At 56.3% G+C, this 21,409-nt stretch carries 17 protein-coding genes; 11 read left to right on the top strand and 6 right to left on the bottom strand.

What is annotated here, in order from left to right; translation table 11 throughout:
* Positions 1–104: 104 nt before the first annotated feature.
* Positions 105–1,334, bottom strand: coding sequence for a CaiB/BaiF CoA transferase family protein (locus ACXAD0_RS13565; protein ID WP_475089024.1), 1,230 nt, complete (start codon positions 1,332–1,334; stop codon positions 105–107).
* Between the two features lie 173 nt (positions 1,335–1,507).
* Between ACXAD0_RS13565 and ACXAD0_RS13560 the strand changes: the two genes are divergently transcribed.
* Positions 1,508–2,479, top strand: coding sequence for a hydroxymethylglutaryl-CoA lyase (locus ACXAD0_RS13560; RefSeq protein ID WP_475089023.1), 972 nt, complete (start codon positions 1,508–1,510; stop codon positions 2,477–2,479).
* Between the two features lie 152 nt (positions 2,480–2,631).
* Here the strand turns inward: ACXAD0_RS13560 and ACXAD0_RS13555 are convergent, their stop codons facing one another.
* The 4 genes from ACXAD0_RS13555 to ACXAD0_RS13540 form a co-directional block, all read right to left on the bottom strand.
* Positions 2,632–3,420 (bottom strand): GntR family transcriptional regulator, encoded by a 789-nt coding sequence (locus ACXAD0_RS13555; protein WP_475089022.1) that lies wholly within the window; start codon positions 3,418–3,420, stop codon positions 2,632–2,634.
* Positions 3,421–3,564: 144 nt separating this feature from the next.
* The gene (locus tag ACXAD0_RS13550; RefSeq protein WP_475089021.1) at positions 3,565–4,536 is read right to left on the bottom strand and encodes a polysaccharide deacetylase family protein; all 972 of its coding nucleotides are present in this window, start codon (positions 4,534–4,536) and stop codon (positions 3,565–3,567) included.
* A complete protein-coding gene (locus ACXAD0_RS13545) occupies positions 4,533–5,480 on the bottom strand; it encodes a polysaccharide deacetylase family protein (RefSeq protein ID WP_475089019.1) in 948 nt (315 codons plus the stop codon). The genes ACXAD0_RS13550 and ACXAD0_RS13545 overlap by 4 nt, the downstream gene beginning before the upstream one ends.
* 34 nt (positions 5,481–5,514) lie before the next feature.
* Positions 5,515–6,183 (bottom strand): isochorismatase family protein, encoded by a 669-nt coding sequence (locus ACXAD0_RS13540; RefSeq protein WP_475089018.1) that lies wholly within the window; start codon positions 6,181–6,183, stop codon positions 5,515–5,517.
* 333 nt (positions 6,184–6,516) lie between these two features.
* On the opposite strand from ACXAD0_RS13540, the gene ACXAD0_RS13535 reads away from it, so the two are divergent.
* The 10 genes from ACXAD0_RS13535 to ACXAD0_RS13490 all read left to right on the top strand — a co-directional run bounded on the left by ACXAD0_RS13535 (position 6,517) and on the right by ACXAD0_RS13490 (position 19,857).
* On the top strand, positions 6,517–6,825 hold the full coding sequence (locus tag ACXAD0_RS13535) for an REDY-like protein HapK (RefSeq protein WP_475089017.1): 309 nt from the start codon (positions 6,517–6,519) through the stop codon (positions 6,823–6,825).
* A 9-nt stretch (positions 6,826–6,834) separates the two neighbouring features.
* Complete coding sequence (locus ACXAD0_RS13530; protein ID WP_475089015.1) at positions 6,835–7,686, top strand: SDR family NAD(P)-dependent oxidoreductase; 852 nt, start codon at positions 6,835–6,837, stop codon at positions 7,684–7,686.
* Positions 7,686–8,564, top strand: a complete 879-nt coding sequence (locus ACXAD0_RS13525; protein ID WP_475089014.1) for an HpcH/HpaI aldolase/citrate lyase family protein — start codon at positions 7,686–7,688, stop codon at positions 8,562–8,564. The genes ACXAD0_RS13530 and ACXAD0_RS13525 overlap by 1 nt, the downstream gene beginning before the upstream one ends.
* 13 nt (positions 8,565–8,577) lie before the next feature.
* A complete protein-coding gene (locus ACXAD0_RS13520) occupies positions 8,578–9,096 on the top strand; it encodes a MaoC family dehydratase (protein WP_475089012.1) in 519 nt (172 codons plus the stop codon).
* A 62-nt stretch (positions 9,097–9,158) separates the two neighbouring features.
* Positions 9,159–10,328 carry an acyl-CoA dehydrogenase family protein gene (locus tag ACXAD0_RS13515; RefSeq protein ID WP_475089010.1) on the top strand — a complete coding sequence of 390 codons (1,170 nt, stop codon included), beginning with the start codon at positions 9,159–9,161 and terminating at the stop codon, positions 10,326–10,328.
* Between the two features lie 25 nt (positions 10,329–10,353).
* Positions 10,354–11,553 carry a CaiB/BaiF CoA transferase family protein gene (locus ACXAD0_RS13510; RefSeq protein WP_475089009.1) on the top strand — a complete coding sequence of 400 codons (1,200 nt, stop codon included), beginning with the start codon at positions 10,354–10,356 and terminating at the stop codon, positions 11,551–11,553.
* 22 nt (positions 11,554–11,575) lie between these two features.
* Positions 11,576–12,685, top strand: a complete 1,110-nt coding sequence (locus ACXAD0_RS13505; protein WP_475089007.1) for a CaiB/BaiF CoA transferase family protein — start codon at positions 11,576–11,578, stop codon at positions 12,683–12,685.
* Positions 12,686–13,201: 516 nt separating this feature from the next.
* On the top strand, positions 13,202–15,631 hold the full coding sequence (locus ACXAD0_RS13500; RefSeq protein ID WP_475089006.1) for a cytochrome-c peroxidase: 2,430 nt from the start codon (positions 13,202–13,204) through the stop codon (positions 15,629–15,631).
* Positions 15,632–15,833: 202 nt separating this feature from the next.
* Positions 15,834–18,788, top strand: coding sequence for an Lcl domain-containing protein (locus ACXAD0_RS13495; protein WP_475089004.1), 2,955 nt, complete (start codon positions 15,834–15,836; stop codon positions 18,786–18,788).
* A 274-nt stretch (positions 18,789–19,062) separates the two neighbouring features.
* Positions 19,063–19,857 carry an SDR family NAD(P)-dependent oxidoreductase gene (locus ACXAD0_RS13490; protein WP_475089003.1) on the top strand — a complete coding sequence of 265 codons (795 nt, stop codon included), beginning with the start codon at positions 19,063–19,065 and terminating at the stop codon, positions 19,855–19,857.
* Positions 19,858–20,068: 211 nt separating this feature from the next.
* Here ACXAD0_RS13490 and ACXAD0_RS13485 read toward each other — a convergent pair whose 3' ends face one another.
* A complete protein-coding gene (locus ACXAD0_RS13485; RefSeq protein ID WP_475089002.1) occupies positions 20,069–21,061 on the bottom strand; it encodes an integron integrase in 993 nt (330 codons plus the stop codon).
* Between the last annotated feature and the right edge of the window lie 348 nt (positions 21,062–21,409).

The following is a 21,409-nucleotide window of genomic DNA, read 5'->3' as shown; positions in this document are numbered from 1 at the left end:
TGCGAAAAAGGGGCAGATGCCCCTTTTTTTATTTCTGATCAATCTCACTTGAATAGGGCGCGGCCATCCATGGCCGCTGGCGGGGCTACCCGCCTGAACCGATGTTAAGCCGGCGAGGCTTCTTTTGTATCTGCGCCAGCGCACAAAATGCCGCGTTCCACCAGATCTTCAATTGCCTGCTCGTCCAGTCCGGCAAGGCGTGCGACTTCGACGCTTTGCTCGCCGGCGATGGGCAGGTCGCGGCGCAGGCCGGGGCGGGTGCCATCAATTTCGATGGGCAGGGCAGGCAGTTTTGCTTTGTCGCCATTGGACAGCGTGACTTCTATCAGGCCATCGCCGCTGTTCAGGTGCGGGTCGTCAAACAGGTCGGCGGGCTTGTTGATCGGTGCAAATGGAATACCCGCGCGATCCAGGCGCGCCATCATGTCTTCTTTCGACAGGCTGCCGAAAAGCGCATTGATTTTGGGGATCAGGGTTTCCCGCTGTTCGACCCGTCCGGCATTGGTCTGCAGGCTTTCGTCCGCTGCCAGGTCGTCCAGGCCAAATTCCTCGCAGAAAGCGCGCCACAAAGTGTCACTCACCACACCGACAAATACACGTTCGCCTTCGGCGCTGTGGAAAATATCGTAGATCGACCAGGCGCTGCGGCGCACGGACATGGGGGGCGGTTCTTCGCCGGTGGTGGCCTGTTGGGCCATATGCTGGCCGACCAGGAACGCGGTGGTTTCAAATAGTGAGCTGGTGACATGGCGGCCGGTGCCCGTGTTCTGGCGCTCCTGCAGCGCGGCGAGAATACCAATGACACCGAACATGCCGCCGGTAATATCGACGACGGACGTGCCGGCACGCAGTGGGCGGTCGGGCAGGCCGGTCATGTACGCGAGGCCACCCATCATCTGGGTGACTTCATCGAGGGCCGTGCGGTGTGCATAGGGGCCGCTCAGGAAACCTTTCAGCGAGCAATACACCAGGCCGGCGTTGCGCTGCTTCATGTCTTCGTAACCGAAGCCGAGGCGATCCATGGCGCCGTGGCGGAAGTTCTCGATCAGCACATCGGCGCTGTCGATCAGGCGCAGGGCCAGCTCGCGTCCCTCGTCGGATTTCAGGTCGAGGGCCAGGCTCTGTTTATTGCGGTTGTACATCGCGAAGTAGCCGGCACCGGAGCCTTTCAGGCGACGGGTGTTGTCACCTTTATACGGTTCCACCTTAATGACCTCTGCGCCCAGGTCGGCGAGAATGCCACCGGCGGCCGGGCCCATCACCATATGGGTGAATTCAATGACCTTGATGCCGGCGAGGGGCAGGGCGCTGCCGTTATTGTTGTTACTGTGCATCTTCACATCGCTCCCGTTGCCCGCGTGACGCGGGTGGTCCAAAGGGTCATGCGTGGGGCCAAACATTGAGGCTTACGCGAACTTGAATATATGATATAACAATATAACATTATATCAACATTGGCGTGAAAATATTGCGCCGGTCGGAACCTGGTGCGGAAGTGAGGCAAGCGATGCAAGTAGCAAATCTGGACAAGACCATCGATGTAGAAATCAGCGAGGTGGGCCCCCGCGATGGCCTGCAGAGCATTGCACCAATCATGCCTACGGACGCCAAGAAACAATGGATCGCTGCACTGGCCGCGGCGGGCTTTCGCGAGATCGAAGTCGGTTCGTTTGTGCCGGCCAAAATCCTACCGCAGCTGGCGGATACCGGTGAGATCGTGCGTTACGCTCGCGAGATTGCCGGCCTCAAGGTGGCAGCGCTGATTCCGAATTTCCGCGGTGCCTGCGATGCGGTGGAGAGTGGTGCGCACAAGCTGACCATTCCGTTGTCGGTCAGCGAGACCCACAGCCTGAAGAATCTGCGCCGCACCCATGCACAGGTATTGGAAGAGGTTCGCCGCACCAGCGCCATGTTGCGCGAGCTGCCGGCGGAACAGCGTCCGCATCTGGAAGGCAGTCTGTCGACCTGTTTTGGCTGTACCCTGGAAGGCCCGGTGAGCGAAGCGGCGGTTGTGCACTTCGCAGAAGAATTAATGGCGGCCGGTTGTGATGAAGTAGGCCTGTCCGATACTACCGGGTATGCCAATCCGGTGCAGGTGCGCCGCCTGATCGGCAAGGTGCACGCCGCGGTTGGCAAAGAGGCACTGACAGGTATTCACCTGCATAACACCCGCGGCCAGGGGCTCGCGAATGTGCTGGCGGCGGTGGAAGCCGGTTTGACTACCGTGGATGCGTCCATGGGTGGCATCGGTGGCTGTCCGTTTGCGCCGGGTGCCAGTGGCAATATCGTGACCGAAGACTTGGTCTTTCTGCTCGAGGCAATGGGCCTGCGCACCGGTATCGATTTCGACAAGATGCTGGCAGCGCGTGAAGTGCTCGCCCGTGCACTGCCGGACGTTCCACTGTATGGATTTACTCCGGATGCCGGTCTGCCCAAGGGATTTGTGCGTGCGGGTTCTGCAGAAGTTGAGTTGGCATAAAGCTCAGGCTGGTGCTGTCTAGTCTGAACTGTACAGGCTGGATACCGGCCTGCGCCGGTATGACGAGAAGATAAGTAGGCTTCGAATTATTTCTCGCCAGTAATTAGCGGCAACCGTCATCCCGGCGCAGGCCGGGATCCAGTTGGGTGGGCTTAGCGCGTCAGTTCGTCCCCGGTCAGGTCCATTTTGTATTGGAAGCGCTCGGGGTGATACAGCACGTGCATGATATCCACGAGGGTTTCCTTCCCATCAACTTGCGCGTAGGAGCGCCGTGTCAGGCTCAGGAGGGGTGCGCCTTCCTGTGTGTCGAGTTCCCGCGCCACATCGGCGGTGGCGGATTCGGCGCTCAGAATCTGGGTGACGTGGGAAATTTCCAGCCCCTGTTTGCGGAAAATCTCCAGGCGGGTGGACTCGGCAAACTGCTGTGCGGTGACTTCGCGGGAAAGCCCGGCGGTCCAGCTGGTGTAGCGACCGAACGGCGCGCCATCGCGGGAGCGGACACGCACCAGTAGCAGGGCATTTTCACCGGGCTCCAGACCGAGTTCGGTACGCACTTCCGCCGGCGGCTGCAGCTTTTCGCAGCTGCGCACCACAACATCCGAATGGCGAGCCATGCTCTCGATTTCCTGCAGCATGCCCACCAGCGGCGCTTTCACCGGCTGTGGCTTGTACTGGTAAATCACATGGGTGCCCTTGCCGCGGCGGCGCTCTACCAGAGACTCCGCAGCCAGTTCGTCCATCGCACGCTTGGCGGTAATCCGGGATACCGAAAACGCCTCTGCCAGCTGCAGCTCGGTGGGCATCTGCGTGCCGTTTTCGAGAGTGCCGTTGAGGATCGATTCTTTCAGCAGGCTGTACAGTTGGAAATACAGCGGGGTGTGCGAGTCCTCGGTGAGGGACTGCAGTTGGTGTTGGCTGAACAGCTGGGTAACAGCTTCCATGTATCCTGGCCTCCAGGGAATGCCGAGCAGGGTTGAGCGGTGACAAAGGTCCTAATGATATATCTTTCTAGGACATTTGCCACTGCTGGCCCTGTTCGGTGCCTGGCGCGAGGGTGTCGGCAAGAGTCGGTTGAGCCCTCAGGCTCAGGCGATCTCGACGGCTTCCTGTCGATGCGCGGTCTTGCAGCCCTGCAGTAGTTCGCCGGCGGGCGCGGAAAAAACGCCTTGCTGGCGGGTCACAAACTCCAGAATCCGCTCGAGATAGCCAATACGGTGGGGCTGGCCGAGCATCCACGGATGGATATTCAATGCCAGAATTCGCCCGCCCTGTACCTGAGCCTCCTGCAGCAGGAATCCGCAGGCATCTTCCACCTGTTCGGCGTAAGACGTTTCGGAGTGCAGGTTATTGCGCAGGACAAACTGGTCTTCCAGTTCTGTGGAAAGCGGCATGGCCCATAAATTACCTTCCTGGGTATGGAAGGGGTAAGGCATGTCATCGTTGACCCAGTCGCACAGGTATTCCACGCCGGCGGCAGCCAGCAGGTCCGGGGTATTCTCGCTATGCACTTTGCCGGGGCTCAGCCAGCCTTTGATGGGCTTGCCGGCGACTTTTTCGAGTGTTTCCAGGGTGCGGGAAATCAGTGCAGACTCCTCCGCGGCATCCTGTCCCCCAAAGTGGGGCGAATCCATATTCCAGCCGTGGGCGACCAGTTCGTCGCCGCGCTCACGCAGTAACCCCATCAGGTAGGGTGCGCGCTCGACGAGCTCGCCATTGACCGCAAAGGTCGGGCGAACACCAAAGCGATCCAGAGCCTTGAGAATCCGGTAGATGCCCACGCGGTTGCCATAGTCCCGCAGGGAGAAGTGGCGCAGGTCCGGGTAGGGCATGGTCATGCCACCGGGCGGCGGGAAGGGTTTGCCCTGTTGGTTCAGGGGGAAAAACTGCAGGCTGACATTGACCCAGAGTGCGAGTTTGGCGCCATTGGGCCACTGGACCTGGGGGCGTTCACTCAGCATCTGCCAGTCATAGCGGCTATGGTCCATGCCGTAACTGCGCTCGGGATATTCCAGGTGCTCGCGGGGCAGGGACTTTGAAGGTTTATTGAGATCACTCACGCGCTGGTCTCCCCTTGTTTTGCCGCGATATCGGCCCGGGCCGCATCGTAGTAATGTGCGCGGTAATACTCGGCAATTTCCCGTCCGGTGGTAACCCATACGTCGGAATGGCCAGTGATGTATTCCAGCGCTTCTTCAAAGGCGCGCATGCGATGCGGGCAGCTTACCTGGTAGTTATGGGTGGGGATGCACATCACGGTGCCGCTCTCGGTACCTTCCGCGTACAGGCGGTCAAAATTTTCCTTGAGCATTTGTCCGTAACGGCGCGGTTCGACTTTGTTCACCACATACGCGATGGTGTCGTTCATCTCCAGCGAGTAGGGAATCGACACAAAGCGCTTGTTACTGCGCAGGTTGATCGGCGTGGGTTGGTCATCGTGGAACAGGTCGCAGGTATAGAAACCGCCGTCATCGCCAAATAATTCGGAGCCCACTTCCGCAAACAGGTCGATGGTCAGTTCAGAGTGGGACAATGCCGGGGCCAGATAGCCTGCACACTTCTGTCCGGTGTGCCGGTAAATGGTTTCCATGGAATCGCGGATCATTGCGCGTTCCTGGTCTTCCGACATACCGTAGGTGTAGCGGGTATTGTAAATACCGTGGCTGAAGAACTCCCAGTTGCGTTCTTTGCACAGCTCGATGATTTCCGGGTGGTGGTCGCACAGTGCTGTCGACAGTGAGATGGAACCGCGCACCCCGTACTTGTCCAGCAGGGCCATCTGGCGCATGTGCCCGACCCGGTTGCCGTAATCGCGAATACTGTAGCCAGGCACCGCCGGGGAGGGCTGGGGCCAGGCCTTGCGAAATGGATTAGCCGGCGGATTCAGCTCGTAAAACTCAATATTTGGCGCGACCCAGAAAGCCAGTTTGGCCCCATTGGGCCACTGGATTTTCGGGCGCTGGTGATAGGGCCAGTAATCGTAAAAACCCGGATCTGCCTGCATCACTTTTTCCTCAACACTTTCCCGGTTGCACCTGTCAGCCTTTTTGCCCGTTTAGCCATTCAAACACTTCCGCCACGTCGAGCACGTCAGCGTACTTCAGGGACAGGTCGGTGAGGTTGGCGAAGTGATAGCTCTCATGTTTGTCGGCGACGCACTCTTCGGGAACGATGGTGCGGTAGCCGCGGGAGAGGCTCTCGACTGCGGTTGCGCGAATACAGCCCGACGTCGAGCCGCCGGTGACAATCACGGTATCGACCTGGTGCCAAACCAGCAGGGACTGCAGTTGGGTTTCGAAGAAGGCGCTGGGCATCTTCTTCAGGTAAATCACATCTTTTTCCCGGTCGATTTCCAGTCGGTCATCGAACTCGCTGCGCTCGGAGCCAAACTTGATGTTCTGCAGGGAGTTCGGGGTATCGGTGCGTGTGCCCCAGATGCCGGCGTCTTCGCCAGAATTCATGTATGCCACATGGGTCCACACTACCGGCCAGCCCAGCTCGCGGAAACTCTTGGCCAGTTCGTTGATGTAGTGCATCTGGTTGGGATCGGTTTCGTACGCGGTCTTGAACAGATCGGTGCGGGTGTAGGCCTTTTGCGGATCAATATTGACCAGGACAGCCTTGTTGCCGAAGCCAAAGCGCTTGCGTGCAGGGTTGGCCTTGACCTCCAGATAGAGTTCCTTGGCGGTTTTGTTCGTTGATTCCACAGTAAAGCCCTCCGTTTTTCGGCAAAGCGCGCTGGACTCGTTCATTCCCTCCGGGGTCGGGGGGAGAGCAGGGCGCAAACTCTTATTTGTTATAATGCTATATCAATAGCGTTTTGTCGGCAATCGCTGTGGCGCCTCCTGCCTGGGGTAGGCATGGCGCGCAATACTTCTTTAGTAACCCAAAGCGACCGGCGGTTCCAGTACTGGTGTGATGCATGTCCCCAGAAGACAGCTTTGGCGTGCCTTACCCTCAAAAGATATATTGACATAACAATATCTCAAGAATAGGATCTTGGGGACTCTAACAATAACCAGATCAGTGAGGCTTCTGCCATGACCATGATCGTAGTGCTGTTCAATCTCAAATCCGGTGTTAACGCTTCTGACTATGAAGAGTGGGCGCGTACCACCGACCTCCCCAACGTACAGCGCCTGCCGTCTGTTGATCAGTTCTCTGTGCTGCGTACCACTGGCCTGCTGGGTTCCGATGCGCCGGCGCCGTTCCAGTATGTCGAGCTGCTGGCCGTGAATGATATGGCCAAGCTGGGTGAGGATGTGTCCACCGAGACCATGCAGCGTGTGGCGGCAGAGTTCCAGCAGTTCGCCGATAACCCGCAGTTTATGTTGACGGAAAACATCTGAGGGTTGCCCATGGCACAGCAAAGTAAATATACGGAGTTGCACGGCAAGGTCGCAGTCATTACCGGCGCCGGCCGCCGCAAGGGGTTGGGCGAGGCCATGGCGCGTCGCCTGGCAGCGGAAGGCGTCAAGGTGGTACTGACCGATATTGGTCGGGCGGTTGGCGACAACATGCCGGAGAACGCGATCGGTACCAACGAAGAAATGGAAGCGATTGCCGCGGAGATTCGTGCGGAGGGAGGCGATGTCGCCACCTTTTCCTGCAACGTCCTCGAGCCGAAAGAAGTGGAAGCAGCGGCGGAATTTGCGCAGAAGCAGTTTGGCAGCCTCGATATCTGGGTAAATAACGCCGGTATCGGCTACCTGATGTTGCCGATCGTCGAAATGCCGGAGGACCAGTGGGACGCGGTGTTGGGCGTTAACCTGCGTGGTGCCTTTATCGGCATCAAATATGCCGCGCGCGCAATGCTGGCGCAGGGCAAGGGTGGTCGCATCATCAATATTGGCAGCCAGGCGTCCAAGTCCGGCTTCCCGCATGCGTCTGCCTATACCGCTTCCAAGCACGGCATGGTGGGCCTGACCCGCTCTGCCGCGATGGAGCTGGGTCCGGAAGGCATCACGGTCAATACCATCTGCCCGAATCATGTCACCACCGGGCTGGGTGCCTGGCAGAACTCGCACTTTTCTGATGTGACCGGCAAAGGCCACGACAAGTATATGGAAGACATGCGCGCACGGATTCCGATGGGCCGTCCCGGCCTGCAGGAAGATATCGCCAAGGCCTGTGCCTTCCTGTGCTCTGATGAAGCCAGCTATATCACCGGCGAATCCATGAATGTTTCCGGTGGTGAGGAATATCACTGATGAGCTGGAGCGCACGCAGCCTGTTGTTCGTTCCGGGCCACCGCCCGGAGCGTTTTGCCAAGGCGCTGGCCACTGCGGCCGACCTGGTCTGTATTGACCTGGAAGATGCTGTGCCGCTGTCTCTGAAGGAAGAGGCACGGGCAGCGGTTGCGGTATTTATCGGCAACTGCAGCCGTGCAGAAGCGCAGCGGCTGGTGATTCGCGTGAGCCCCACAGGTACCGCGGCCGGGCAGGCCGACTGTACGGCGCTGGCACCAGTGTTGGCACAGTCGCAGAACCGGCCCGCTTATCTGATGCTCGCCAAGACGGAGTCTGCAGCGCAGCTCGCACAAGCTGATGCTGCCATAGGCAGTACCGTGCCCTGGATTGCTCTGGTCGAAAGTCCTGCGGGCCTGCTCGACCTGAATGGCATTTGCACCGGGACAGTCAGGCCCACGGCACTGATGTTTGGGGGTGGCGATTTTGCCGCTGAGCTCGGTGCAGACTTTGCCTGGGAACCCCTGTTGTTTGCGCGCTCGCAGTTGATGCTGGTGGCCGCAGCCAATGGCCTGCCGGCCATCGATGTGCCTTTCCTCGATATTAATGACGCCGAGATGCTGCAGCAGGAAACCCGTCGCGTACGGGCGCTGGGCTACTCGTGCAAGGCAGCGATCCATCCGCGTCAGCTGGATGGTATTCACCAGGGCTTTGCCCCAAGCGAGCAGGAAGTTCTGCGCGCAGAAAAAATTATTGAAGCGTTTGCCGCAGCCAATGGCGGTGCAGTGACTGTGGATGGTCGCATGATCGACCAGCCCATTGTCGACAGTGCACGTCGTACCCTGGCTTTGGCCGGGCGTACTACGCAAGACGTTTCTGAATCCCAAGTTTGTTCAACCTGACGGAATTATTGTTATGGCAGGAGAAGTAAAGCAGGTCGGCGATAACCGCTACCGCGAAACCTTTGGTCGTTTTCTTGAAGACTTTGGCGTAGGCGATATTTACGAGCATCGTCCTGGTCGTACCATCACGGAGACCGATAACACCTGGTTTACCCTGCTGACCATGAACACGCACCCGGCGCACTTCGACAAGAAGTACGCTGAGGGCACCGAGTTTGGCAAGCCGCTGGTGTGCAGCCCGTTCACTGTTGCCCTGATGGTCGGCATGAGCGTGACCGATATCAGCCAGAAAGCGATTGCCAACCTGGGCTGGGATGAGATTCGTATGAGTGCGCCGCTGTTTGTTGGCGACACCCTGTACGCCGAATCTGAAGTGCTGGACAAGCGCGAGTCCAAGTCGCGCCCGAACCAGGGCATCGTGACCGTACGCACACGCGGTATCAACCAGGACGGCGTAGAAGTCTGCTCCTTCCTGCGCAAGGTGCTGGTGTGGAAGCGTGGCGCCGAGATGGAAGACAAGGTCGGCTACTAATTCCGGACCAAAGAATACATTGACCCGGTGCCTGCGCATCGGCACAGCTTACGGAGGCAGCGATGAGCTGGACTGCAGAAGACGAGGCCGCGATCCTCGATACGATTGATCGTTTTGTACAGAACGACGTGGCGCCGATCGCCCGCGACAAAGACCTGGCTGACGAGTATCCCCACGAGCTGGTGGATACCATGAAAGAGCTGGGCCTGTTCGGTGCAACCATTGGTGTTGATTACGATGGCCTGGGTCTGTCTGCCAGCGTTTACGCACGCATCGTGCAGAAAATTGCCGCTGTGTGGATGGCACCCGGTGGTATTTTCAACTCGCACCTGATTATGGCGGCTGCCATTGAACGCGCGGGTACCGAAGAGCAGAAGCAGCGCTTCCTGCCCGCGATGGCGGCGGGTGAGCTGCGTGGTGGCATTGCGCTTACCGAACCGAATGCGGGTACAGATTTGCAGTCCATCCGTTGCGTTGCCCGTCGCGAAGGCGATGAGTATGTCATCAACGGCAGCAAAATGTGGATTACCAATGCCCTGAACGGCAACTGCCTGGGCTTGCTGGTCAAGACCGATCCCGATGCGGAACCTCGCCACAAGGGCATGTCCATGTTTGCGATCCGCACCAAGGACGACGAAGGAAATTTGTTGCCCGGAGTCCAGGTCAACAAAATCAAGAAGACCTGCTACCGCGCAATCGATACCTGTGAAGTGGTGTTTGAAGATTTCCGGGTGTCTGTCGATGACCTGATCGGCGGTGAGGAAGGTCGCGGTTTCCAGAATGCCGTTGGCGGCCTGGAGCTGGGCCGGATCAATGTGGCTGCCCGTGGTGCCGGTATTGCGCAGGGCGCGCTGGATCACGCGGTACGTTACGCCCAGGAGCGCGAGACGTTTGGCAAGCCGATTATTCGTCACCAGGCCATTCAGCTCAAACTCGGTGAGATGGCCGCACGTGTGGAAGCATCCAAGCTATTGGTGGAGCAGGCCGCCCGCATGTATGACACCGGCGAGCGCTGCGATATGGAAGCCGGCATGGCCAAATACTATGCCAGTGAAACCGGCGTATTCTGTGCGCAGGAAGCCATGCGGATCTTCGGTGGTTACGGCTTCTCGACCGAATACGAAATCGAGCGCTATTACCGCGATGCCATGTTGATGTGTGTGGGTGAAGGTACCAACGAAATGCAACGCATCATTATCGCCAAACAGCTCGACGCACGTTCCGCCAGCTGAGCCCATCCGGACGAGGTATATCGCTATGAGCGACCAAGATTTACCGTTGGAAGGTGTGCGCATTATTGCCGTTGAGCAGTATGGGGCCGGCCCGTTCGGTTCCATGCAGCTGGCAGATATGGGCGCGGAGGTAATCAAGATTGAAAACCCCCGTACCGGAGGCGATATCGCTCGTCAGACTGGCCCGTTCTTTCTGGGCGAGCACGACAGCGAATTTTTCCAGACCTTCAACCGCAATAAAAAGAGCCTGACCCTGGACCTGAAAAGTCCGCAGGGCAGGGAAGTGTTTGAGCGGCTGGTGAAGTCTGCCGATGCGGTCATCAATAACTTGCGTGGCGACCAGCCGGCCAAACTGGGGCTGGACTACGACACGCTCGGGCGCATCAAACCGTCCATCGTCTGCGGTCATCTTTCCGCTTATGGCAGGGACAATGACCGTGCAGATTGGCCCGGTTATGACTACCTGATGCAGGCCGAAGCCGGCTTTATGGCATTGACCGGAGAGCCCGACAGCGCACCGACCCGCTTTGGCCTGTCGATGGTTGACTTTATGACGGGTATCACCCTGTCGATGGCCTTGCTGGCGGGCCTTTACGGCGCATTGCGTTCCGGCCGCGGCCGCGATGTGGATGTCAGCTTGTTTGATGTTGCACTGACCCAGCTTACCTATCCGGCGACCTGGAATTTGAACCGGGGGCATGTGGTCGAGCGTGTGGCGCGTTCCGGACATCCGTCTGCGACGCCGTGCCAAATGTACCGCACCGGTGATGGCTGGATCTTCGCCATGGCCATGACAGAAAAGTTCTGGCAAATACTCGCCAGAGGCGTGGGACGGGCAGACCTGCTGGAAGGTGAACGCTTTGGATCACCGGCGCAGCGGCTCGCGCATCGCGATCTGCTCTGTGAAATCCTCGATGAGGCGTTCTCAAAAGAATCCACCGCCCACTGGATGGACGTCTTTGCCGGCAAGATGCCGGTGGCACCGGTCAACAACTTTGAACAGGCCATGGGTAATCCCTGGTTGAACCAGATCGGCATGGTGCAGAACTTGCCGCATGCGGAAAACGACAAGTTCAGGGTCATGTCCAGCCCGATTAAGCTGGACGGGCAACGCCTGGATGGCAAGGGCTGTTCGAAATTGGGTGCAGACAGTGATGACCTGCTGCAGGAACTCGGCTACAGCGCCGAGGAAATTTCCGCTTTCAACAGTGACCAGGTTGTTTGACGGGGCGAAACAGGAATCCTCTATGAAGTTACAAGGTATCAAGGTTGTAGACCTCTCTTTGTTCTTGCCAGGCCCACACCTGACCATGCTGATGGCAGACCACGGTGCCGAGGTACTGAAGGTCGAGCCGCCCGGTGGCGAACCGGTGCGTGAGGTCGGCCTGAAGAAAGATGGATTTTCTGTATGGTTCCGCAATACCCACCGCGGCAAGAAAAGCCTGCGGATGAACCTGAAAGACCCCGAGCAAAAAGAAGCCCTGTTGCGTTTGTGTGATGAAGCGGATGTGTTCGTGGAAGGGTTCCGGCCTGGTGCCATGGAACGCCTCGGACTCGACTATGCGACGCTCAAGGCGCGCAACCCGCGTCTGGTGTATTGCTCCATTTCTGCCTATGGCCAGACCGGGCCAAAGCGCCTGAAGCCCGCCCATGACCTGAGCATTCAGGCAGACTCGGGTACCGTGTTCCTGAACGAAGGCGCCGATGGTGCGCCGGCGATGCCGGCGCTGCCGGTTGCCGACATGGCTGCCTCCCTGATGGGTTTGTCCGGCATCCTGATGGCCTTGCTGCGTCGTGAAACCACAGGGCAGGGCGATTACCTGGACATCTCTATGCAGGACAGCCTGATCGCGTGGCTGCCGAATGCGCTGGGCCCCGTTTTCGCGGAAGGTCGTTCACCGGTGGTGAAGGATGAGCGCTCCTGGGGCGGTAATGCGATGTACCAGATTTACCGTACCCGCGATCACCAGTTTCTGACCCTGGGCGGCAGTGAGGTCAAGTTTGCCCACAACCTGTTCGAGCTATTGGGGCGCAGTGACTTGACCGAGGTGTGCAAGCGGCCGCCCGGACAGCAGGCTGAGGCCATCGCCTTCCTGCGCGAGACCTTTGCGGCGAAAGACTTTGCCGAGTGCCAAGCGCTGTTGGACAGCATCGACGTCTGCTGGTCTCCAGTCCGTAAGCTGGACGAAGCCATCGATGAACCCCATTTGCGCGAACGCGGCATGGTGTTCACGGATGAGGATGGGAATCGACACCTCGGCCTGCCGATACGCTTTCAGGAAGAACCCGGCAAGGCCAATACCACCTTGCCTGAACTGGGTGAACATAACGCGGACTATCTCGTCGAGAATGCCTGAGGCGCAGGGCGCGCACCAGAAGTAGAAACGTCTCAGTATCAGTATTTACAGAATCCACCTTGGTAGCTAATTGTTAGCGGCCCGTTCATTGAGCGGGCTTTTTTTTGTCCGGTATTTTTTATCCGTTACCTTCATGTTCGGTATCTTCATGGGTGGTACTTTCATGCTCGGTAATATCTGGTATCACTTCGTGTAGTCCCGGAAGTGCGACCTCTACTGCGCACGCTTCTGTACGGAATTTGACTGATAACCCTTCGGCCGGAGCCGTTTTTAGTCGCGCACTTGTTGCGGAAGTGCGACCTAACCCAAATTTTCTGTAATCCGTGTCAACGAATCGTAGCCCTAATCGTTAGATATCAAAATTTGCCTCCGTTCAACGAACCGCTTGCGCGGTTTGAACACGGAGCGAGCGCTGGGGTTGGATCGTGTATTGCGGGCAGATTGACTCCTGCATCATTCCTCCGGATTCCACTTCAACAAGTATGACAATGAAAACAAGCGGGAAAGATTCGGTTTATGAGCGGTAGATTTGATGTTGCGGCACGCAGTTGTGCGGTGAAGGTGGTGTTACTCGTTGTTCTGATTTTTCTGACGGGCTGTGGCGGGGGCAGTAGCAGTTCCAACAGTGACCCTGTCACCCCAAACAGCGGTGTTGATAATGGTGACCCCAGCGCTGGGGGAGACAACAGTCAACCGGTCTATTCGCTAGATATATCGACCACTTTCTTCAAGGGCCCGGTCGATGGTGCTGACTGTGAAATATTCCGGATAGAGGGCGGCGTAAAGACCGATTCGGTCGCCACCGGTATGACAGGCGATCTCGGAGTTGCGTATTTTGGTGAAGCCATTGATTACGCGGGCATGGCGCTGATCGAATGCTCCGGTGGTATCTACTTGGACGAGGCCACCGACAGGGAAACTACAGACCCAACACCGTTGATGCGCTCGGTCGTCAACATCAATCCCGAGAGCGGCAGCACCTTTCAGTTTGTAGTGAGCCCGCTTACCGAGATCGCAACGCAACTGGCACAAGCAGCGGGCAACCTGGACACGGCAGTTGGAGAGTTAGGGTTCAATAGCAAGGTTGCTACGGCATTTGGGCTCCGTACAGAGATTGATATCACGACGCTGGTGCCGAAAGACCTGTTGCTAGCACCTTCTGAAATGGATGACAGTGCGGAGTATGGTTTTGTCCTGGCTGTGATATCGGCGAGTAATGCGAACGACGGAGAGATAGACCTCGGCGAGCTGCTCGAGCAGTTGGTAACCGGGCTGGCTGACGAGCTGGAAGGTGGTAATTCCTTGTTCCCCGCAGCTATCCGCGAGGTGCTGGGGGAAGCGACGTTAACCTACACCGACCTGAGAGCGTCGTTGAGCTTTACCCAGAGGGATATTATCGAGACGTTGCATCTCAACCTGGTACAGGGTGCAGCACTCATTGTGCCCGAAGCAGATACGGATATTACAGATTCTATCGATCAGCCGTTCTCCCAGACCAGTACTGAGCTGGTTGATTTTGTCCTGAGTAAAAACCTACAGCCGGTCGCGCCGGCGCCGGATGTGACCGATGCGATGTACGCGCTGGGTCAGGCGCTCGCCTTCGACAAAATACTCAGCGGCAATAAAGATGTTTCTTGCCTGAGTTGTCACCACCCGCTACTCGGAAGCGGAGACGCCCGTTCACTGCCACTGGGGACCGGGGCTTTTAACCTTGGCCAGAACCGTGTGGGCGGCAAGGTGGTGGCCCGACATGCGATGCCTCTCTTTAATCTGGACTTGTTTGAAAATATGTTCTGGGATGGACGTATCCAGATGGACGAGACTGGCACCTTACGGACGCCGGCCGACCAGAGTGGTGATATTGACCAGGGAATGTTGGATGTATTTTTTGCCAGATCGGAGATAGACGGTTTTCAGGGGTATGGCCTTGTTGCGGTGCAAGCGATGTTTCCGGTGGCCAACAGGGCAGAGATGCGCGGAGAAGCCAGCGCGGATAATGAACTGGCTACATTCGCAGATGGGGACTTTGCTGGTATCTGGAATGCCCTGATGGGTCGGCTCGGGGCGATACCGGAGTATGTCACGCTATTTGAAGCCGCATACCCCGGTGTCGGGTTTGATGGGATGACCTTTGCCCACGCTGCTAACGCCATTGCTGCCTTTGAAATCCGCGGTTTTGACAAGCGTGACAACCCCTGGCAGAGATTTATTCACGACGTCTCGACAGATGGTGTACTGAATGATCCGGATATTCTGACCGAAGCGCAAACCCGGGGTGCACACTTCTTCTACGATACCGGCTGTGATGTGTGTCATGCGGGCTCCGTCCTGTCTGACTTTGATTTTCACAACCTGCCGCTGGCGCAATTTGGGCCGGGCAAAGGGGATGGAGAGAACGGCGAGTTTGGCCTCGGAACCGACGGCAAGCTGGACTTTGGGCGTGAGCGTGTCACCGGGCAGATGGCGCACCGCTATCAGTTCAGGACCCAGCCCCTGTTCAATGTGGCACTAACGGCGCCCTATGGGCACCTGGGGCAGTTTTCCGACCTGAGTAGTCACGTACAAATTTATGCAACGCCCCGGCAATTCTGGATTGCCAATTACATGGGGTACAACACCGCTACAGCAGCATTTGATGAAACCCCGGGCTTTGCCAGTCAGGTCAGTGCTCCCGAGCAAGTACTGTTTGCGCAATTCAACCCTGAGGGCTTTATCCGCACGGATGCCTACCGGCAAATCATCATCGGCTTGCTGGATGACCATGACACGCTGTCCCAGGAGGAAGGCAAGGTCTTCGGGGCGGGCAACCTGACCTCTGAAATCGAGATACTGGTGGCGTTCCTCGAGGCGCAAACCGACCCTGCGGCAGAATCCGACAACTTAAGATTATTGATTCCGCAAAGTGTCCCCAGTGGCCTGCCGGTGGAGCGTGCCCTGATCGAGTGATTTTATTCGAGAAAATCACTCTCAGACAAACAATATCGCAGAGCAGTCGCGAACCCGGTGTTGCCCAGGTGGCAGCACCGACTTCTTGTGTAAAAGCCATTTTTTCCTGTCATCCAATGCCTTTCTCAGACGTTAAAGAACTCCATGCCAATTGGGAATTGGCAGTCTGAACGATCTACTCGTGTGTGAAGGGGGAAGCCAAATGGGTAACCAGTCGTTTTGTATGAATTTTCGCCTTTTTGCCAGAATCCTCGGTCTACTGCTGACCGGTCTCCTGACCGCCTGTGGCGGGGGTGGTGGCGGTGATTCAGGCAACAATAGTGCCGTGATTGAAACACCGGATGAAGGGAGTACTGGTGGAGGTGATACCGATATGGAAGTTGAGTTTGCCATTGGTATGGCTGCACTCAACGATACCGGAATCGCGTTTGGGGCTGATTACAGCAGTAATGGCATTAACTGCACGATGACCATTATTGCCTCTGATGGTGTGACCGCTCTCCCTCAAGACTGCGGCCAGGGGCGGAGTGCTGGATTGAATTCAGCGGGGGGCGGCGACAATGGATTTGACTTCACACGCCTGAATGCGGATGGATCCGAGTATACGGGCAGTGGTGATTACGCTTCCGCCCCTTGGGCGTGTGTGCGTGACAATCGCACAGGCCTGCTGTGGGAAGTAAAAAGCAATGATGGGGGAATCCATGATGCATCTAATACCTATCGTTGGGGAGGTTTGACGGCGCGGGAGAGAGGGGAGGTAGTCCGCGAAGGTGACTATTATGATGACTGGAACCCGTTAATCATCGGTACCAATGAAGAAGCATTGTGTGGCTACAGTGACTGGCGTGTGCCGGATAACACCCAGTTACTGTCTATCGTTAATTTTGGTGCAAACAGTCGCTCACTGAAAATTGACACCGACTACTTTCCGAATGCAGTTGATGAATTCTACTGGTCATCGCTACCTTATCGTGGAGAGCATGGCGAATTCTATGCCTGGGCCTTTCAGCTGGTGTTTGGTAACAATAAAAATGTCCAGCGCTACCAGCCGGCCGCAGTCCGCTTGGTGAGAGTGATTGATCCGGTTGAGACCAATGACATAGCAGGCACCAGTCCCGATGAACGTTATTCAGTGAATGATGATGGAACCGTGACGGACCTGGCAACGGGCTTGATGTGGGCCCAATGTGTTGCGGGTCGGGATGGTGTTCTGTGTGGTAGTGGAGCAGCCGAAGCGATGGACTGGGGCGTAGCACTGGAATATGCGCAGGATAGTACGCTGGCTGGATACAGCGACTGGCGTATTCCCAATACGAAAGAGCTGTTTTCACTGGTTGACTTCAATACTGTCGAACCAGCAATCAATCTCAATATCTTTCCTGCCACGACGGTTGACTATACGTGGACCTCGTCGCCGATGGTTGAGTTTCCCCAGGACTCCTGGTTTATCAACTTCAAATCAGGTTTGAATTGGTTTAAAGGTCGAAGCGATGCAATGTTGGTTCGGCTGGTGCGTGGCGGGGTCGACGATGCCAGATTGGCTGATATCGATCCGCAGGATAGCGACGCTATTATCGATAACGATGGCCTTGGCGCTCTGGCGGGTTTATTGGAGCCAGTTGATGTTCATGCTCAGCTACTAATCGAAGAGCAAGGCTTCACGGGGGATCCGACCATCGGCCGAAGCCTGGCTGATATCAAAGGTGCGAAAGCACAGTTGGGTAAAGCACTATTCTATTCCAAGCGTTTAAGTGGCGAATATGATACCGCCTGTGCCTCATGTCACCATCCGGCATTAGGCGGAGGTGACAACCTGTCGTGGCCTGTTGGTTATGATGCGGTAGATAGTTTTCATCGCTTCGCTCCAGACCTACTTGGACCAGGCCGTTTCTTTAATGGTAGTGAACCGGAAGAGTTTGACAGCTACCCCGTTATCGGGCGCAATGCACCATCTGTATTCAATATTGGTTTAATTGACGATGGCCTGTTCTGGGATTCGCGCGTAGAGAGCACCAATGGTGAAGTTGGCGCCCGAGGCACGGAGGGGGGAATTGTCACTCCAGACTCTCCGGATCGCAGCACTGCGGATAGCAATATCCCGGGCGGGGCATCTTTAGCGAATGCACAATTGCGCTTCCCGATTGTAACGCACAACGAAATGCGTGGAGACGAGCCTCTGGGCGCGGATAACTCTAGCTACCGGGAAATGTTGGCAGCGCGCTTTGTTGGTGATGCCCAATGGGAGGCTCTGTTTGCCGCAGCCTATGGTGATACCAGTATCAGCTTTGACCGTATCGCTGAATCACTGGCGGCTTTCGAAGAATCCATGGTTTTCATTGATAATCCATGGAAAGAATACGTTGCATTCCTTCGGGGCGATGCGAGTGCGAATGTTGATGCGCTGACCTATGATCAAAAAGTTGGTGCAGTATTGTTTATGACCGCGGGAGACGAGGGCGGAGCTGCGTGCAGTCAGTGCCACTCAGGGGACGCCTTTACAGATGGGAGCTTCCATGCAATTGGCCTCGGGCAGGTTGGTCCAGGGAATGGCGATAGCAGTACCTTTGTCACAGATAGTGATTTTGGTCGGCAGAATATTAGTGGCGATGTTGGTGATGCATACCATTTCCGTACATCGCCTTTGCTGAATATCGCCGAGACTGGCCCCTATATGCATAACGGCGCGCTATCGACCTTACGACAGGTGATGGATGTCTATGGCAATCCGGGAGGCGCAATGAATGCGCTGCTCGGCATTGGTAGCATCCTGGATGCAAACGCAGTATTTAACGAAATGGGCGATGCGGACTATTGTGAGTTAGTTTCGATTACCGAGATAATGGAGAAGACGAACGAGACTTGTGAGCAGGTTTACAACAATATGAACCCGCATGCGTTCAATAATACCCGCTTCCTGTTCCGTCAGACGTTTGACGAATCCGTGTCAAACTCACCCGCTCCAGAAATTGATATCAATATTGAACAATCTGACAGGGTGGTTGCCTTTATGGAGGCACTCACCGACCCCTGTGTGACTGATCGTGATTGTTTGCAGCCATGGATCTACGATACCAGTAACTGGGCTGATCATCCGGATTACGATGACAACCCGAACTGGATTCTTATTGGCGAAGACAAGAACGGATTAGAGTTGTAACCAATATCACCTGTAACTAGCCGCTGTCCCTCCGGCTAGTTACAGGTAGAACCTGTTGCGAAGTGAGGAACGAACCACATTCCTGTTCCTGCGCTTATGAATATTCCGGGGAGACAGCCAGATCATGATCTTCACCGGTTTGTTTGGCTCCCCCTAACCGCGCGTCAAGGACTTTCAATACGTCTATTCTTGCTGATAGGTGTCCGAACCTACAGCCTGGCCTGTCTGTTCATCGCCAATGTGACTCAAAGCTCCTCAATAGTCGGATTTGTTCATGGATCTTCAGCTGGCGGGAAAATTAGCGTTCATCAGTGGATCAACCAAAGGCATCGGGCGCGCGGTCGCCGAGGCCCTGCTGGCAGAAGGCGCCCGGGTCATCATTAATGCGCGCACAGAGACCCAGCTGGTGGCGGATGAGCTCGCCAATCTGGGGGAGGTGATGGCGGTCGATGGTGATCTCGCGGATCCGGTCCAGGTCGATAGAATCTGCGCCGATATTGATGCAATCGGTCCGCTGGATATTCTGGTCAACAATGTCGGCATCTTTAACCCGCGCCCGTTTGCCGAGATCTCCGACGAAGAGTGGCAGCAGGTGTTTGATGTGAACATTATGAGTACCGTGCGCCTGTCACGTCACTTCTTCCCGGGTATGTTGGAGCGCAAGTTTGGCCGGGTCATCCATATGGCCAGCGAGGCGGGCATGCGGGGCCTGGAGAGCATGGTGCACTACTCGATGAGCAAGGGGGCTCAGGTCGTTATTGGACGTGGTATGGCGAACCTCACCAAGGGAAATGACGGCAGCGTGACCGTCAACTCGGTATTGCCCGGTCCAACCCTGACAGAAGGCGTCGAGGGCTGGCTGAAAGAGAGTGCGGCTGTGGAGGGGAAGTCCGAGCAAGAGTTTGTGAAGGCGTTCTTTGCCGAAACCGAGCCCAATTCGCTCCTGCAACGATTTATTCGGCCTCAGGAGATTGCCAGCGTGGTTACCTTCCTCGCATCTCCACTGAGCTCGGCGATCAATGGCGCCTGTGTGAGGGCAGAGGGCGGCTTGATCAAATACATTGGCTAGTGGTCCATGCGGAAAATTAGGTAGCAGTTCGCTTCGCCAACCTGTCCAGCTCTGCGTTGAGAAAGCTTGAAATAGAACCACTATTGCTGCGCTCCCTCGCCTTGATCTGAACACCCTGGCTGTGCTTCTTTGTTGCAAAACTTTCCGCATGGGCCACTAGTACCTGCTGGGCAGGGAAGCCTTCCCCAGCGCTTCAAATGCTGCTCGCTAATCAATGGTTCAGCCGGTCTACAGGGCTCAACACCCCTTTGCCCCCACGGTTTACCACATGGGTGTAAATTTCCGTGGTTGCGATATCGGCATGCCCTAACAGCTCCTGAATTGTCCTGAGATCGTAACCGACCTCTAACAGGTGGGTAGCAAAGCTGTGCCGGAAGGCGTGCGCTCGAGGTGGCTTGTTGATACCGGATTCCTTCACGGCGCGGCGTAACTGCTTGCCCAGCGCTGAAGGGTGCAGGTGATGCCGTCGTATCACGCCGCTGCGCGGGCAGAGGGCAACCCGTGAGGCTGGAAACAAGAACTGCCAGGCGGTACTGCGGGTCGCGGCGGGATACTTCCTTTCCAGGGCATCAGGCATGTAGACATCCCCATATCCACTGGCGACATCCCGGGCATGGATAATCTTCACCTGCTGGATCTGCGTATGCAGGTCCGTAATCAAGCCTTGTGGGAGTATGGTGGTCCTGTCTTTATTGCCTTTTCCTCCACGTACGAACACGTTATTGCTGCCAAAATCGATGTCTTTCACCCGGAGAGACAACAGCTCGGCACAGCGGAGCCCTGACCCGTACATCAGCTCTACCTGAAGGCGATAGGCACCTTCGAGCCTGGCCACAATCGCCCGGATTTCTTCTCGGCTATAGACCACCGGAAGGCGACGATACTGGCGGGCCGGTGTAAAGCCGATATTGGCAGTGTCGACCCCCAGAAACCGTTTGTAGAGATAGACGAGCGCGTTCAGGGCGATACGCTGGGTATTAACTGAACAATGACAATTCACCGAGAGATGGTTGAGAAACGCCTCTACCTCGGCCATACCAATCTCCCGTGGATGCCGTAGCTTATGGAAATGGATGAATCGCTTAATCCAGTGGATATAAGTCTGCTCCGTCCGATACGCCAAGCCGGCTGCTCGGATATGGCGGCGAACGCTCGGGATAAACTTGTTCGAATTTTCGGGAAGTCGGTGACGAATATCATCCATGATAGGTCTCCTAAACTGTATATACATACAGTATTAATCTGACAAAGAGACCGCGTCAAGGCCCGAATTAATGAGCCATGGCTCACATCCACGGAAAATCTTCTCTAACCTGTTGATTTCATTAGGTGGAAAATGTGTTCAAGAGCCACATGTAAAATCATGCGACTTGAGTCACTGGCTCACTATCACTGGTTGCGAAATAACCAGAAATCTATAACCTACTGTAAAATTTGGTTTTTTATCTGGATCTGGGGCAGGGTATTCCAGAAATAGTAGCCAAGTGGATAATGAGCCACTGGCTCTTTAATAAACTGTTAGCATTTTTATGGTTCGTACAATTTTTCTATT

The sequence above is a fragment of the Microbulbifer sp. ABF4_148 genome, from assembly GCF_056158985.1.
The sequence above is the reverse complement of the archived record's forward strand: the minus strand, read 5'-3'. Positions and strand labels throughout refer to the sequence as shown.